The sequence below is a fragment of the Bacillus sp. 01N42_2 genome, assembly GCF_056399565.1.
This window is the reverse complement of the sequence record NZ_JBFTRO010000010.1, coordinates 82,345-97,634: the sequence shown is the minus strand read 5'-3', so window position 1 is coordinate 97,634 and position 15,290 is coordinate 82,345. Positions and strand designations below refer to the sequence as shown.

18 protein-coding genes and 1 pseudogene are annotated in these 15,290 nt (G+C 46.8%); 11 read left to right on the top strand and 8 right to left on the bottom strand.

Annotated features, from left to right (window positions below):
• The 7 genes and pseudogenes from AC1DN5_RS17980 to nosA form a co-directional block, all read left to right on the top strand.
• A pseudogene (locus tag AC1DN5_RS17980) lies at positions 1-181 on the top strand (collagen-like protein); the annotation flags it as partial.
• A gap of 179 nt (positions 182-360) precedes the next feature.
• Positions 361-1,965, top strand: coding sequence for a sensor histidine kinase (locus AC1DN5_RS17975; protein ID WP_366970071.1), 1,605 nt, complete (start codon positions 361-363; stop codon positions 1,963-1,965).
• Positions 1,962-2,642: a response regulator gene (locus AC1DN5_RS17970; RefSeq protein ID WP_016936789.1), complete on the top strand. Its 681-nt coding sequence runs from the start codon at positions 1,962-1,964 to the stop codon at positions 2,640-2,642. Before AC1DN5_RS17975 ends, AC1DN5_RS17970 begins: the two co-directional genes overlap by 4 nt.
• A 12-nt stretch (positions 2,643-2,654) precedes the next feature.
• On the top strand, positions 2,655-3,617 hold the full coding sequence (locus AC1DN5_RS17965; protein ID WP_264819818.1) for a tripartite tricarboxylate transporter substrate binding protein: 963 nt from the start codon (positions 2,655-2,657) through the stop codon (positions 3,615-3,617).
• 193 nt (positions 3,618-3,810) lie between these two features.
• Positions 3,811-5,109 (top strand): Mg(2+)/citrate complex secondary transporter CitM, encoded by a 1,299-nt coding sequence (locus tag AC1DN5_RS17960; protein ID WP_366970070.1) that lies wholly within the window; start codon positions 3,811-3,813, stop codon positions 5,107-5,109.
• A gap of 51 nt (positions 5,110-5,160) precedes the next feature.
• Positions 5,161-5,955, top strand: coding sequence for an MBL fold metallo-hydrolase (locus AC1DN5_RS17955; RefSeq protein WP_047476464.1), 795 nt, complete (start codon positions 5,161-5,163; stop codon positions 5,953-5,955).
• Positions 5,956-6,078: 123 nt separating this feature from the next.
• The gene (gene nosA / locus AC1DN5_RS17950) at positions 6,079-7,170 is read left to right on the top strand and encodes a nitric oxide synthase (RefSeq protein ID WP_045925413.1); all 1,092 of its coding nucleotides are present in this window, start codon (positions 6,079-6,081) and stop codon (positions 7,168-7,170) included.
• Here the strand turns inward: nosA and AC1DN5_RS17945 are convergent.
• The gene (locus AC1DN5_RS17945; protein ID WP_326352472.1) at positions 7,164-7,436 is read right to left on the bottom strand and encodes an acylphosphatase; all 273 of its coding nucleotides are present in this window, start codon (positions 7,434-7,436) and stop codon (positions 7,164-7,166) included. The genes nosA and AC1DN5_RS17945 overlap by 7 nt on opposite strands.
• 67 nt (positions 7,437-7,503) lie before the next feature.
• On the opposite strand from AC1DN5_RS17945, the gene AC1DN5_RS17940 reads away from it, so the two are divergent.
• Positions 7,504-8,163 carry an MOSC domain-containing protein gene (locus AC1DN5_RS17940; RefSeq protein WP_366970069.1) on the top strand — a complete coding sequence of 220 codons (660 nt, stop codon included), beginning with the start codon at positions 7,504-7,506 and terminating at the stop codon, positions 8,161-8,163.
• A 40-nt stretch (positions 8,164-8,203) separates the two neighbouring features.
• Here AC1DN5_RS17940 and AC1DN5_RS17935 read toward each other — a convergent pair whose 3' ends face one another.
• The 4 genes from AC1DN5_RS17935 to map form a co-directional block, all read right to left on the bottom strand.
• Positions 8,204-8,338 (bottom strand): YflJ family protein, encoded by a 135-nt coding sequence (locus AC1DN5_RS17935; protein ID WP_003155609.1) that lies wholly within the window; start codon positions 8,336-8,338, stop codon positions 8,204-8,206.
• Between the two features lie 179 nt (positions 8,339-8,517).
• Positions 8,518-8,673, bottom strand: a complete 156-nt coding sequence (locus AC1DN5_RS17930; protein ID WP_003155608.1) for a hypothetical protein — start codon at positions 8,671-8,673, stop codon at positions 8,518-8,520.
• Between the two features lie 81 nt (positions 8,674-8,754).
• Entirely contained in the window at positions 8,755-9,066 is a 312-nt protein-coding gene (locus AC1DN5_RS17925) for a DUF3243 domain-containing protein (RefSeq protein WP_003155607.1), read from the bottom strand.
• A 56-nt stretch (positions 9,067-9,122) separates the two neighbouring features.
• Positions 9,123-9,872: a type I methionyl aminopeptidase gene (map, locus tag AC1DN5_RS17920; protein ID WP_016936782.1), complete on the bottom strand. Its 750-nt coding sequence runs from the start codon at positions 9,870-9,872 to the stop codon at positions 9,123-9,125.
• Between the two features lie 165 nt (positions 9,873-10,037).
• Between map and nagE the strand changes: the two genes are divergently transcribed.
• Positions 10,038-11,414 carry an N-acetylglucosamine-specific PTS transporter subunit IIBC gene (nagE, locus tag AC1DN5_RS17915; RefSeq protein WP_366970067.1) on the top strand — a complete coding sequence of 459 codons (1,377 nt, stop codon included), beginning with the start codon at positions 10,038-10,040 and terminating at the stop codon, positions 11,412-11,414.
• A 128-nt stretch (positions 11,415-11,542) separates the two neighbouring features.
• Entirely contained in the window at positions 11,543-11,986 is a 444-nt protein-coding gene (locus AC1DN5_RS17910) for a YfmQ family protein (protein WP_007408492.1), read from the top strand.
• Between the two features lie 40 nt (positions 11,987-12,026).
• Here the strand turns inward: AC1DN5_RS17910 and ltaS are convergent, their stop codons facing one another.
• Positions 12,027-13,964 (bottom strand): lipoteichoic acid synthase, encoded by a 1,938-nt coding sequence (gene ltaS / locus AC1DN5_RS17905; RefSeq protein ID WP_366970066.1) that lies wholly within the window; start codon positions 13,962-13,964, stop codon positions 12,027-12,029.
• A 247-nt stretch (positions 13,965-14,211) separates the two neighbouring features.
• Between ltaS and AC1DN5_RS17900 the strand changes: the two genes are divergently transcribed.
• Complete coding sequence (locus AC1DN5_RS17900; RefSeq protein WP_016936778.1) at positions 14,212-14,589, top strand: DnaJ family domain-containing protein; 378 nt, start codon at positions 14,212-14,214, stop codon at positions 14,587-14,589.
• 9 nt (positions 14,590-14,598) lie between these two features.
• Here AC1DN5_RS17900 and AC1DN5_RS17895 read toward each other — a convergent pair whose 3' ends face one another.
• Complete coding sequence (locus AC1DN5_RS17895) at positions 14,599-15,030, bottom strand: Hsp20/alpha crystallin family protein (RefSeq protein ID WP_016936777.1); 432 nt, start codon at positions 15,028-15,030, stop codon at positions 14,599-14,601.
• A 15-nt stretch (positions 15,031-15,045) separates the two neighbouring features.
• Positions 15,046-15,288 carry a spore germination protein gene (locus tag AC1DN5_RS17890; protein WP_003155595.1) on the bottom strand — a complete coding sequence of 81 codons (243 nt, stop codon included), beginning with the start codon at positions 15,286-15,288 and terminating at the stop codon, positions 15,046-15,048.
• Positions 15,289-15,290: the final 2 nt, after the last annotated feature.

The window sequence follows — 15,290 nt, the reverse complement described above, 5'->3', positions numbered from 1 at the left end:
AGCTCCTGCCCTTACCGGCGTATTGTCAATCGGCAGCATCAGCAACGGAATCACTACAGGGCTGAACATTACAGTAACTCCTCAAACCCGGCTGTTAATGGTATTCTCCGCCACTGCGACAGGTCTTTCTCTTATTAATACAGTGGCGGAATACGCAAGCGCGGGAGTTGAGATTTCCTGATAGAAAGAAGGCTCACTTCGGTCAGCTTTCTTTTTTGTTACATAAATCCTCAAAAGTGAAAATATGCCTATCATCCTTTTCGAAAATCGGCAAGAGAAAAAGATCACGAAAATTCTTAAAAATAAAAAATAAGGATATAAAAAGTGGTATGATTTTAGGAGGAAAGGACGGCTGGTGCTGTGTTGGAAGAGAAACGGTTTTATGTCTCTCTGCAAATGAAAATCGCCGGATTAATTACGGCTTTATTAATACTTGTCATCGGAACGCTTACTGTTATATTTGCCTTTCAGCAATTAAAGGAAGGCCAGAAGCAGGCGGAACAGCTGGCGGTGCAGACGGCAAAAACCATATCATACATGCCGCCTGTAAAAGAGGCATTCCGGCTTGCGGATCAAAATGCTTTTAAAAAGTTAGACGTCATTGAACAAATGAAAGAACAGGCAGGTGCGCACGCCGTCTACATTACCGATCAAAAAGGGCATGCCGTGTTTCATTCGGATCGCAGCAGCATTCCGAAAGATAATCAAAATCTGAAAAACAAAGCCGTCATGTTCGGCGGGGCTCCGGTTTCTGACGGAATGAAGGCCGTCCGGGGAAGCGCACCGGTTATTCTGGAGGAAAAAAATCATAACGAAGTCGTCGGAACGGTGACAGTCGAGTTTCTGCAAGATGAGATAGAAAAAGATATGAAAGCACATCTGCAGCACTTAAGCTATTTTGCATGTTTGGTGTTCCTTATCGGCATCGGGGGAGCGGCGGCGCTTGCAAAAAGCATCCGTAAAGATACACTCGGCCTTGAACCGCATGAAATTGCGGCGCTGTACCGGGAGCGAAATGCGATGCTCCTTGCGATTAAGGAAGGGATTATCGCTGTAAACAAAGAAGGCGCGGTGACCATGATGAATTTGTCTGCGGCTGATATGCTGCATCTTCCGGAACCGATGATCGGAAGGCATATAAAAGAAATCATGCCGGGCGCAAAGCTCATGCCCGTTTTTGCAGGCGGAGAATTACCGCCGAACGTGGAGGTGCGAGCCGGGGATAAAGTGTTTATCTTAAACGTAAAAGAGATGAGACAGGCCGGGCAAGTATACGGAGCGGTCATAAGCTTCCGCGAAAAAACGGAGCTCAAGAAGCTGATTAACGAGCTGACTGAAATAAAAAAATACTCGGAAGATCTCCGTGCGCAAACGCATGAATTCTCAAACAAGCTTTACGCGATACTCGGTCTGTTAGAACTGGGAGAATACGATGAAGCCATTGAACTGATTAAAGAAGAGTACGCCATCCAGAATGAACAGCACGAAATCCTCTTTCAAAACATTCATTCACAGCGGGTTCAGGCCATACTATTAGGAAAAATGGGAAAGGCATCTGAGAAGAAAGTGAAGCTTTCAATAGATGAAAACAGCTTTTTAGAATCGCTGCCGGCGCATGTGGGCTCATCCCAGCTCATTACAATCATCGGAAATCTTATTGATAACGCTTTCGAAGCCGTCGCCGAAAAAGAGAAAAAAGAGGTATCCTTTTTTATGACTGATATCGGAAGGGATATTGTCATAGAAGTGGCGGACTCGGGAGATGGGGTGCCTCAGGAAAAAACAGAAACGATATTTGAAAAGGGATACTCTTCAAAGGGGACAAGGAGAGGATACGGCTTAGCCAATCTGAAGGAAGCCGTCAGTGAATTGCAGGGATGGATAGAGATTTCACAGCAAAAGAGCGGCGGTGCCGTATTTACGGTGTTTATACCGAAAGAAAGGCCAAAGGGGGAATCCGTGTGATTAATATCGCGATTGCAGAGGATGACTTTCGAATCGCGCAAATCCATGAAAAATTCATCGAACATCTTGATGGATTCAATGTCATCGGCAAAGCAATCAATGCCAAAGACACCATATCACTGCTTGAGAACCGGCAGCCTGATCTGCTGCTTTTGGATATTTATATGCCGGATGAGCTGGGAACAGATTTGCTTCCGCTCATCCGCTGCCGTTTTCCTTCTGTTGATATCATCATTATTACGGCTTCTGCCGAAACAAGATTGCTGCAGGAAGCGCTCAGATCAGGCGTTTCCCACTATGTCATAAAGCCGGTTTCAGCACATAAATTTACAGAAGTGCTTTTGCAGTACCGTGAAAAAAGAGATTGGCTGCACTCACAGCCGGAGCTGAGCCAGTCCGTCATCGATATGTTTTTCGGAAGCGGCCAGAAAGAACAAAAACAGCTCAATGATCTGCCCAAAGGCATTAATTCTATTACACTTCAAAAAATCAAAAACGCGCTCAGGACTGCAGAAAAAGGGATGACGGCTGAAGAACTGGGTGAAAAAATGGGGGCCTCCAGAACAACGGCGCGGCGCTACGCCGAGTTTCTCGTTTCTCAGGAAGAAGCGCTCGCTGAATTAGAGTACGGCATTATCGGCAGGCCGGAACGGAAATATTATTTAGCACATGAATAAGGGATGGGAGAAATGAAGCGGTTGGGAGTGCTCCTTGTTTTGCTGGCGGCGCTGGTTTCATTTGACGGACGGCAGATGGCGGGCATCCGCTCAGCCGGAGGACCGATTGAAATCGTCGTACCTGCAGCGCCTCAAGGGGGCTGGGATGTAACGGCAAAAGCTTTGCAATCGGTAATAGAGCGGAAGCATATATTAGGCCGGCCCGTAAAGATTGTCTATAAGCCCGGCGGAGGCGGAGACAGCGGCTGGAAATATGTAAATGAACGCAAAACGGATGTCATCAGTATGAATTCAAGCCTGCTGTTAAGCAATGAAATTTTAGGACAAAGCCGGCTGAAGGCAGATGATTTTACGCCTTTGGCCATTATTGCAAAAGAGTGGCAGACTGTCGCTCTTCCGAAAGATTCAAAGATAAAAAGCGGAAAGCAGCTGCTCGGCGATATTAAAACACATCCGGGCGGCATAAAGATCGGATTTGCGCCCGGTCTCGGAAATGATGACCAGCTCTCCTTTGCGAGAGCCGCGGAAATGGCGGGAATTTCGCCGTTTGATATCCGCTTTTTTCAATACGGGAGCAGCAATGAAGTCATTGAAGCTCTTATCAATCATGATATAGATGCCGCCTCGATGACCATTTCAGAAGCGAGAGACACCTATCAAAAAGGGAAAATCACATTAGCGGCCGTTACTTCTGACAAAAGGCTTTCGGGCTTCAGCGATGTCCCGACATGGAAAGAACAGGGGGTGCCGTTTGTCTTTGCCCACTGGAGAGGCATCATGGGACCGAAAGACATGACCGAAGGCGAAATCGCTTATTGGGATCAGGCTTTGAAACAGATTACCTCATCTGCTGAGTGGAAACAAATGATGAAAAAACAGGATTGGGAGAGCTTTTATAAAAACAGCAGCGGCGCAAAACACTTTTTAGAAGAGCAGACCGAGTTTTATAAAGAAATGATGAGCAGCGAAAAATAAAGATTCCGCAGACATGCGGAATCCTTTTTATTTATAAATGAACAAAATGAACGAAAAGGTTATAAAAAATTAAAAATCTTTAAAATCCAAAATATTTACTTCAATATGCAATTCTCATAATATAGCAAAAAGGCGGATGAAGGGGAATCGGGCCTTTAAAATGTAAGCGTATTCATAATAAGGGGGACATACTGTGTTAGCAATCTTAGGCTTTCTTATGATGGTTGTTTTTATGGTGCTGATTATGACAAAACGGCTTTCGGTGTTAACGGCGCTCGTATTGACGCCGATCGTATTTGCGCTGATTGCCGGCTTTTCATTTAACCGGGTCGGCGGGATGATGATCTCCGGTATTGAACAGGTGGCGCCGATTGCAGTCATGATTATGTTTGCAATTCTTTATTTCGGCATTATGATTGATACCGGTTTATTCGATCCGATGGTTGCGCGTATTTTAAAGCTGGTCAAAGGCGATCCGCTCAAAATTGTTGTCGGAACAGCCGTGCTGACCATGCTTGTCGCGCTGGACGGAGACGGTTCGACGACGTATATGATTACGACTAGCGCATTGCTGCCTTTATATATTATGCTCGGAATCCGTCCGATTATTTTAGCGGGAATCGCCGGGGTCGGCATGGGGATTATGAACACGATCCCATGGGGCGGCGCGACGCCGCGTGCGGCGAGCGCCCTCGGCGTGGACCCGGCGGAGCTGACGGGACCGATGCTGCCTGTCATTGCGAGCGGCATGGTGTGTATGATTGCGGTCGCTTATGTACTCGGAAGGATGGAAAGGAAACGGCTTGGGGTGATCGAATTAAAGCAGCCGTCCCATACAAATGAAACGGCTGCGGCTGCGGAAGATGAATGGAAGCGGCCGAAACTGTGGTGGTTCAATTTACTGTTAACGCTTTCTTTAGTCGGGTTTTTAGTATCAGGAAAAGTGAATTTAACCGTGCTGTTCATCATCGCGTTTTGTATCGCGCTGATTGTCAATTATCCGAAGCTTAACGATCAAAGGGAGCGCATTTCAGCCCATTCGAGCAATGTGCTTGCGATCGGGTCGATGATTTTTGCCGCAGGCGTGTTTACCGGAATTTTAACGGGGACGAAGATGGTTGATGAAATGGCCATATCTCTCGTTTCGCTTATTCCGGAGCAGCTGGGGGGATTTATTCCGGCGATTGTTGCCTTAACGAGCGGTATTTTTACATTTCTGATGCCCAATGACGCCTATTTTTACGGCGTGCTGCCCATTTTGTCCGAAACCGCCGTGGCGTATGGTGTTGATAAGGTGGAAATCGCCCGCGCTTCGATTATCGGCCAGCCGATTCATATGTTAAGTCCGCTCGTGCCGTCGACGCATTTATTAGTCGGGCTTGCCGGGGTAACCATTGATGAGCATCAGAAATTTGCGATGAAATGGGCGGTTCTTGCCGTTATCGTCATGACTGCCTTTGCACTTCTTATCGGCGCGATCACGATTTTTTAACATAAAACAGCCTGTTCGTCGCACACTAAAGGCATCAGAGGAGGTGCCATGATGAGTGATCCGTTTATGCCGCTTTTTTCGGTTAAAAGCGGCGTCGGTTTTAAAGCGGCGGACGGCGTTTACGGACTGACCGTGCAGATTGCGAATGTTTACTTTATCGAAAATCCCTCAGTTCCGGGGGAAATCATTCTTGTTGACGCGGGAATGCCGCAATCGGCGGAAATGATTACAGATGAAATGAAACGCCGGTTCGGGCAGGGGTATCAGCTGAAGGCCGTCATTTTGACGCACGGCCATTTTGACCATGTCGGTGCGATGGAAGAGCTGCTTAAGCATTGGGATGTACCGGTTTATATTCATGAACAGGAGCTCCCGTACGTCACGGGAAAAGCGGATTATCCGCCTGCCAGGCCGGATGCGAAAAAAGGGCTTGTCGCAAAGCTGTCACCGCTGTTTCCCCGCCATACGATCCGCATTCCGTCCGTTCAGGCGCTGCCTTCAGACGGCGCCGTTCCATTGCTTGAAGATTGGAAATGGATTCATACGCCCGGCCACACCCCCGGCCATATTTCATTATTCCGGGAGAAAGACCGCGTTTTGATTGCCGGTGATGCCGTGATCACTGTTGAGCAGGAATCCCTTGCGGACGTTGTCATTCAAAAGCAAGAGCTTCACGGGCCGCCCGCCTATTTCACAGCGGATACGCAGACTGCGGCAGCATCCGTTCAAAAACTTGCCGAACTGGAGCCGGAAGCGCTTTTGACGGGTCACGGGATTCCGATGTCAGGAAAAAACTACCGTGATGATTTGCTTACACTGGCTGAAAAACTGCATTCCGTTTTGTGAAACACCTGCGAAAATCACAGGTGTTTTTTCTTTGCACTTTCCAGTATGAGACAAAAAAACCATTGTGTTCACCCTTAAAAACGATACAATGGGAAGCAGATGTAAATTGAAGGAGAGAGTTTTTTGAAACATACGGAATTACTCTGGGATGAGGCGAAGGATTTTATTGAGGTCTGCTATCAGGAACTCGGCATGGAATCGCAAATCAATGCGCGTCTTCACTCGATAAAAGATGAGATAGATCGGACGGGCAGTTATGTCCATACGGCGGAAGAGCTTGAACACGGCGCAAAAATGGCATGGCGCAACAGCAACCGCTGTATCGGGCGTCTGTTCTGGCAATCGCTGAACGTCATTGACCGGCGCGGCGTGAATACAAAAGAAGAGGTGCGCGACGCTTTATTTGAACATATCGAAATCGCGACGAACGACGGAAAAATTAAACCGACAATTACGATTTTCCCTCCTGAGAAGAATGGGGAGAAACAGGTCGAAATCTGGAATCATCAGCTCATCCGCTATGCGGGATATGAGACTGAAAAAGGAAGAATCGGCGATCCGGCATCGTATGAGCTGACGGCTGTCTGCGAAAAACTCGGCTGGCGCGGAAAGCGGACCGATTTTGATATTTTGCCGCTGCTGTTCCGGATGAAAGGGGACGAGCAGCCCGTTTGGTACGACCTGCCTCAGGCTCTCGTGAAAGAGGTGCCGATCTCCCATCCTGATATAGAAGAGTTTGCCGATTTGAATATCAAATGGTACGGGGTTCCGATTATCGCTGATATGAGGCTTGAAATCGGCGGACTGTCGTACAACGCGGCGCCTTTTAACGGCTGGTATATGGGAACCGAAATCGGCGCAAGGAATCTTGCTGATGAGAAACGGTATGATCTGCTCAGAAAAATCGCGTCGGCCATGGGGATTTCATCCAGCCTGAATACCGACCTGTGGAAAGATCAGGTGCTTGTAGAACTGAATAAGGCAGTGCTCTATTCATACAAAAAACACGGTGTCAGCATTGTCGATCATCATACGGCGGCAAATCAATTTAAGCGTTTTGAAGAGCAGGAACAAGACGCGGGCAGAAAGCTGACGGGAGACTGGACCTGGCTGATTCCGCCGATCTCGCCGGCTTCCACCCACATTTTCCATAAATCATACGACAATACGATTGTGAAGCCGAATTATTTTTATCAGGACAAGCCTTATCAGTAACTGATGGAAAAGGTTCGGTACCCTTTCAGATGGCGTGATTCTTCGATGGTTACGCCTGTTACCTTTGAGAAGGGGCTGCCTTTTCTGACGGCTTCGGCAAAGTGTTTTAACGACTCTTCAGGGCCTTCGGCAAGGATTTCAACCCGGCCGTCATCGCGGTTTTTGACCCAGCCGGTAATCTTATGTCTGTCTGCTTCCATCTGGACGAAGTAGCGAAAACCGACGCCTTGAACCCGGCCGTCTGCAAACATATGATATTGAAGCATGGAAAAACCACCTTTTTCCTACTATGATAAAGGAAAGATATGATATTTCGCAAAGGATGTGAACGGGATGACGCAAGACTATTCTGTCTTATCTATCAATCTCGGAATGCCGGCAATTCATGAATTTGCCGGCAGACAAATCAATTCCGGCATCGTCAAGCGGCCTGCGGATTCTCCCGTCATGCTGTATAAAACCCATTTTGCGGGGGACGGACAAGCCGATCCGAAGAATCACGGCGGCCCTGATAAAGCGGTGTGCGTGTATCCCGCCGAGCATTATTCATATTGGGAAACAACGCTTGCGAGAAAACTGCCCGCCGCAGCGTTCGGAGAGAATGTAACAGTCAAAGGGCTGGCCGAACAGGACGTATGGATCGGAGACGTGTTCCAGCTGGGCGAAGCCGTCGTGCAAGTAAGCCAGCCGCGCCAGCCCTGCGTCAAACTCGCCCTTAAATACGGCATCAAAGATATGGTGCTCCGTGTACAGCAGACGGGATTTACCGGCTTTTATTTCAGGGTGCTTGAAGAAGGATATGTCGATCCGCATCCGGTCCTCAAGCGTTTGTCGAGAGGCAAAGAAAGCATTTCCGTCTGGTATGCGAATGAAGTGAAATACCGTGATTCAGGCAATCTGCCGGCCATTGAAGAAGTGCTCCGGGAAGAAGCGCTGTCAGAAAGCTGGAGAGAGTCCTTCCTTAAAAAAAGAGACAGGCTCTTGAATGTATAAAAAAAAAGCCGTACTGCACTGACAGCACGGCTGATTGACATTATGCTTGTTTCTTTGTTTCCAGAAGATTGGCAAGGAAATACTTTTTGAAGCTTTGAAGCTTTCTTCCTTCATAGTGGGTAATTCCTTTTTTCTTTAATTCTTCTACATACCAGCCTTTACTGCCATAATGCATGTCAGAAAACTCCTTTCTCCGTTCTCCCGCAGGGGAGAGTTTCTTCAGTTTTTGCCAAACTTTTGGCATTGTAACATCTATAAAAAGACGCTGAAAAGGGGGAAAGCAAAAACTGAGCCTTTCGATTCAGAGATGTAAAGCTTTCTTACATATATATGTAAAGGGCGGTCTTTTCATGCTTAATGGCCGGTTAATTTTAACAGCACCGTGCCGAGTGTCATAATTCCGAATACGACGCCGAAATAAATCAGCATCCCCTTCTTTTTCTTCACCCCGTAAACGGTAAGAATGATGCTTTCAATAAAGAAAATAAACCCGAAGATAATAAACCACATATTGAAAAATGGCTCCTTTCACAGACATATGTCCAGTGTAGCACACCTCTTGTCACGAAACATAAAAAGCCGGGCACTGTATCAGTGTCCGGCAAGTTTGACGAGAAGCTGGGCCAAATGCTGTTTTTCATTGTCATCCGCAATATCCCACAGCTCTTGTAAAAGTTTTTCTTCCGCATTGCGGGGCTCCTCGTGCTTGGCGAGATAGTCCCCGAGGATGGCGGCGCTTTTGATGATTTTGCTGTCATCCAGGCCTAGTTTCTTTCCGGCGGAAATTTTCTGGTGAAGGTACGCTTTAAATTCCTCGAAATCCTCTAAAATCTGCTGTTTCGTAACGCCGTGCATGGCGTGTATTTCGTTTTCGATTTTGATTTTTTCTTTATCTTTTTTCATGCGTCTCCCTCCTTCGGGTTAGTTGTTGTATACCTGTTTGGAAGGGAGATGAAACATTACAATGCCGTTAAAATAATCGGTTTGTCTTTTGTGATGACGATGGTGTGCTCCACTTGGGCGACAAGGCTTTTATCCGGTGTTTTATATGTCCAGCCGTCTCCCGCTTCAACAATGGTTTCAGCCTTCGTGGAAATAAACGGCTCAAGCGCGATCACGGTGCCGTTTTTAAACAGCGCGTTATCAAACGGATCGTAGTAATTCATGATGTGGTTCGGCGCTTCATGGAGGTTTCTGCCGATTCCGTGGCCCGTCAGCGTTTTAATGACGGTAAATCCGTTGGAGCGGGCTTCATGGTAGACGGCTCTGCCGATCTGATTTTGGCGTTTTCCGGCTTTTGCCTGCTCCAGTCCTTTTTGAAACGCGGATTGTGCGCAGTTGCAAAGCTTTTGCAGACGTTCATCGCCTTCTCCGAGCACGAATGAAATTCCCGTATCGGAATAAAAACCGCCGAACTCCGCCGAAATATCGATATTTACAAGATCCCCGGCTTTTAAGATTTTAGAGGCGCTCGGAATGCCGTGAGCGACTTCGTCATTTACGCTGATGCATGTCACGCCGGGGAAATCGTATTCCTTCTCCGGAGCGGAAGCTGCTCCGTGTTCGTCAAGCACCGCCTTTCCGATCAGGTCAAGATCTTTCGTGCTCATGCCGGGCTCTGCCTTTTTCTTCATTTCTTCACGCGCCAGGGCGACGATTCTGCCGATTTTTTTAAGACCTTCTAATTCTTGATCGTTCGTTACAATCATTGTCATTCCCGCTTTCTATGTTTAATCATCTGATTCAAGCTTACCACAACTGCTTTATAAATAGAAAACCAACAAGCCTTATGTGCATAAATGAAGGGAAAATTGGTATAGATCACTAGATGACTTATGTGATATATTTAAGAAAAAAGAAGGGGGATGGGTAATATGCTTCAATTTTTGCAAAAACTCGGAAAATCCTTTATGCTTCCGATTGCCGTTCTGCCCGCCGTGGGTATTATTTTGGCCATCGGCAGAGAGGATTTATTAAATATTCCGTTCATTTATGCGGCGGGGACAGCGGTATTTGATCATTTGCCGCTGATTTTTGCGATCGGAATCGCGATCGGGATCTCAAAAGACAGCAATGGGGCCGCCGCTCTGTCGGGAGCAATTTCCTATATTATGCTGGACGCGGCTGTAAAATCGATCAATTCGACAAATAATATGGCCGTTTTCGGAGGGATTATCGCGGGGTTAATTGCGGGATACACGTATAATCGCTTTAAGGATACGAAGCTGCCTGAATATCTCGGATTTTTCAGCGGACGCAGGCTCGTTCCGATTGTAACGGCGCTGATTACCATTATTTTGGCCGGTATTTTCGGCTTTGTGTGGCCGCCGATTCAGTCGGTGATTACGTCATTCGGGGAATGGATGATCGGGCTCGGGGGCATCGGCGCCGGGATTTACGGGATTTTTAACCGGCTTTTGATTCCATTCGGTCTTCATCATGTGCTGAATAATATTTTTTGGTTCCAGTTTGGCGATTTTCACGGAAAAACGGGAGATCTGGCCCGCTTCTTTGCGAAGGATCCGACGGCCGGGACTTATATGACGGGATTCTTTCCGATTATGATGTTCGGGCTTCCGGCCGCTTGTCTGGCAATGATTGCCGCAGCTAAGCCAAGCAAGCGCAAAGCGACGGCCGGAATGATGATCGGCCTTGCGCTGACGGCATTTATTACCGGAATTACAGAACCGATTGAATTTGCATTTATGTTTTTATCACCGCTTCTGTACGGGGTTCATGCTTTATTAACCGGGTTCTCTTTATTTATCGTCAATATTCTCGGCATCAGGTCAGGCTTTTCGTTCTCAGCGGGGGCGATAGATTATCTTCTCAGCTACGGTATTGCGGAAAAACCGCTTTTGCTGCTCGTTGTCGGGCTTTGTTATGCGGTGATCTATTTTGTTGTCTTCTACGTGCTCATCAAATCGTTAAACTTGAAGACGCCGGGACGGGAAGATGATGAGGAAGAGGAAGAAGTGCTTAGTGAGGATACGGCCGGTTCGGTTGAAGAACATGCCATGCTCAAGGGGCTCGGCGGCAGACAAAATCTCGAAACGATTGACCACTGTGCGACCCGCCTCAGACTGACCGTTCAGGATACATCCCTGATTAATGAGACGGCACTTAAAAAAGCGGGAGCAAAAGGGGTTATCAAAACGGGGAATAAAACGGCGCAGGTCATTATCGGGCCGAACGTCGAATTTGTCGCAGAAGAGCTGAAAGAGGCCGTCCGCCATGACGGTCAGAAGTAGAACAAAGCCCGGATCATCTATGTGATTCGGATTTTTTTGAACATATATCAAGTTTCACATAATGGACAAAAAACAACGTTTCCTCCTGTGGTAAGATTCATGTAGAACAAGTATGGAGATGATGTAAGGTGACGTGGATTGCAGTTGTTTCAATTGTTGTCATAAGCCTGATTAAGATTGTGCTGACATGCCTTCCTACCGGAGCGGTGGAATGGATTCTCCGAAAATTTGAAACCCATTCGAAGCTCAGTGACGCGTCCGCTGCCGTATCCCTCGGCGGAAAACGTCTGGAAGGCGAAGACAAACGCCGGGTGATTGATGATTTTAACGAAGCCGTATTTATCGAACGGCATTATATATACCCAGGTGATGAAGAGCGGTATCTTCATCCGCAGAACGGAGCCGACCCGCTTGTCATTAAGACGAGAAAAGGGAAAAAAGATGTGACGGTGTTTGTATACAGCTACGAAGATCATGTAGATGTCGTCAAACAGCAGAAAAAGAAAGTCGTCGCTTATTCGGTTCTTTCCGACAGCCTGCAAAAGCGCTCTATGGCCGCTGCCGGGAGCTGAACATAAAAAAGCCAGATCATTGATATGATCTGGCTTTTGTTTATTCTTTTTGATCATCTGCTGAAGAATCTTCACGCTTTGTATAATCGATTTTTGAAGGATCCACTTTCTTGAAGCCTTTCGGCTGATAGAAGCGAAGCAGATCTCCGTTGATGATCTTATCAGACATCTCAAGCTCAGTCTTGACGAGTGAGTCTTCTTTTTTGTCGACTTCTGAATCATCTAAAAGTCTTCCGGTTTTCGTATCGTAATACTTGCCGGATACTTTCGTGTAGTTCGGTGAGATGAAGTCGCCGTTACGGAACGGAATCACTTCTCTGTGCTCTTTCGATAAGATATCTGAACCGGACATGAGATAATCTTTCGTATCGACGCCGAGCAGATGGAGAACGGTCGGCGCGACATCGACATCGCCGGCAAATTTATGATTGCGGCCGCCTTTCACGCCTGGAGCGTGGATAAAGAGCGGAACCCGCTGAAGCTGGGCATTGTCGTATTCATTGATCTCATCTTTGCCAAGCACTTTCGCCATCGCTTTATTATGGTTTTCAGAGATGCCGTAGTGGTCTCCGTACATCACAATAATCGATTTATCATACAGGCCGTCTTTTTTCAGGTCATGAAAGAACTGTTCGATTGATTCATCCAGATAGTTCGCGGACTGGAAGTAGTTATTGACGACCGAATCGCCAAAGTCTCCCGCCGGGAAGTCCGTGTCTTCTTTATCCATCCCGAACGGGAAGTGGTTTGACAGCGTAATGAACTTCGTATAGAACGGCTGCGGCAGGCTCTTTAAGAGCGGCATGGATTCTTTGAAATACGGTTTGTCTTTCATGCCGTAGTTTTTCGTATTCTCTTCGCTCATGTCATAATAAGCAGAATCGAAAAACTTATCGATGCCTTCCGCTTTGTACATTTCGTTACGGTTCCAGAAAGTCTGCGTATTTCCGTGGAAAGCGGCAGACGTGTAGTTTTTGCCTTTTAAAATCGCAGGAACGGACTGCAGTGTGTTTTGCGCTTTATTGACGAAAACCGAACCTTGCGAGAGCGGGTACAGAGAGTTCTCCATCATAAATTCCGCATCTGATGTTTTACCTTGTCCCGTTTGGTGGAAAAAGTTATCAAAGTAGAATGTTTGATTGTCATGCGCCAGTTTGTTTAAAAACGGCGTCACTTCCTTGCCGTTAATTTTGTAATCAATGATGAAGGACTGCAGAGACTCTAATGAGACGTAGATGACGTTTTTTCCTTCGGCTTTTCCGAAGTAGACATTGTTCGGCACGTCATAGTTGGCCTTCATATAGTTTTCCACATCCGTTACATCGCTTGAATCGGCAAGCGCGCGCTGGCTGTTTGACTTCACATTCTGCACGGCATCGTAAATCGTAAAGTTGTACGTGCCCAAGTATTTCACCAGATAGTTACGGTCAAATGAGCGTGTCAAAAGCTCAGGACGGTCGGTTTCCGCTACGGCGAGGTTGATCAGGAACACAAGCACGGCGGAAGCCAAAACGATTCTGAATGATTTCTTCGCCGGTTTTTCAGCCGGTTTTTTCATCTTAAGGGCCAAAATAATCAAAATGACGGTATCCAGGAAGTAGAAGACATCTGTCCATCTCATTAATGAGAACGCGCTGTCTCCGAGCTGGCCGCCGTTTGTTTTTGCCTGCATCATGACCGGGATGGTAATGAAATCATTAAAGAATCTATAATAGACGATGTTTGCATAAAGCAAAAAAGACAATAAAAAATGAATCACAATAATGGCTGTCTGCTGTAATTTTTTCTTGAAAAGAAGTCCAAATCCAAGAAAGAACAGGCCGGAGCTCAGCGGATTCACAAAAAGCAATATTTTCTGGATCGTGTTGTCTATGCCGAGGTTAAAGTTTAAAATATAAGCAGCATATGTTTTCACCCACAATAACACGACCGCTATCAAGAAGAAGGCAAGTCCTCTTTCTTTTATAAATGTTTTCATTGTTACACTCCTTTTTTCCGATCACGGTTTACACGGAACGATAGAAAAAACGAACGTAATCAATATACCATGAAACCAGCAAATAGAAAAGGTGGAAAAGGCTCATAGGAAAAAGGGCGAAAAATGCTGTCGCAGCGGCGGTTTATCTGATGAATGCCGCCTAAGAAAAATCCGAATGGAACAAAATGGGATCAGGGTTTTTGTATGGATATGATCCGGTCTAATTGAAAAAAGGGGGTAACAAGTGATGGATATTGCCCATATCGTGGCTGAAGATAAAATCAAGCGCGCCATTAAGGATGGAGAATTCGCCGGCATCAAAGGCATGGGAAAGCCCCTGCCGAAAGACGATGCCGCACATCTTCCGGAGTCGCTCAGAATGGGCTACCGCATGTTGAAAAATGCCGGGATCGCCGAGGATGAGGGCGCGCTGAAGAAAGAGCTGATGACGCTCGATTATTTGATCGCCAAGTGCCGCAATGAAACGGAGCTGGATCACCTGCGGAACAAACGGACGGAAAAACAAGTCAGACTCGACAAGCTGACGGAGGAGAGAGACATGTTCTCAGAACCCGCATCTTCTCATTATAAGGAGAAAGTGTACAGACGCCTGAACCGTCCGTAAACCGGTTCCTTATATTTTCTGCTGAAAAGGAATGTATTCCATAAGGCGCGGATAGGAAATGTGGAGCAGGCCGTTCATGCACTGCGCCTGCAGCAGATGGGGCTCAGCCGGTTCAGGAAGTTCAATCGTCTCATCAATTTCTCCGTAATATCGGTTTTGGCAGATCCCCATGTCCTTTGGAAAAAGGGGCGTGATGTTTCCTTTTATATGCAGCCGCGTTCTTGACACCAGCCTCAATGTCAATTCTTCTTCGTAGACGCCGGGCATTTCCACAATGACAAATGTGTGCTGTTCATCCTGATAGATATCATAAACCAAGGTGTTTTTTTGTAAGGAGAAAAATTCTTCGGGAGATTTCCGTTTCAGGACATTGGTCCAAAAGTCGCTGGGCTTGTGCTCGTTCGTAATCTCAAGCCACTTTCTCATTTTTTCGATATCCACTTCAGCAAACCCCCCTTATATTTGATTTGCGATCGGCATTGACGGGTTGGCGATCTGATCCTGGTCGCTCACATCAGGGTCAAGATGGCCCGAATTCAAACATCCGGCGGCCGGTGAAAAGTCTCCTAAAGAAAAGTTCGCGCCGACAAATTTGCTGTTGGCGGTGTGGCTGTTTTGTACGGTCTGACCGATATCGACGTTTCCGTTTTGGGTGGCTCCGTTTACTTTTATATTGACGACGTTAATTTGGTAAGGCATTC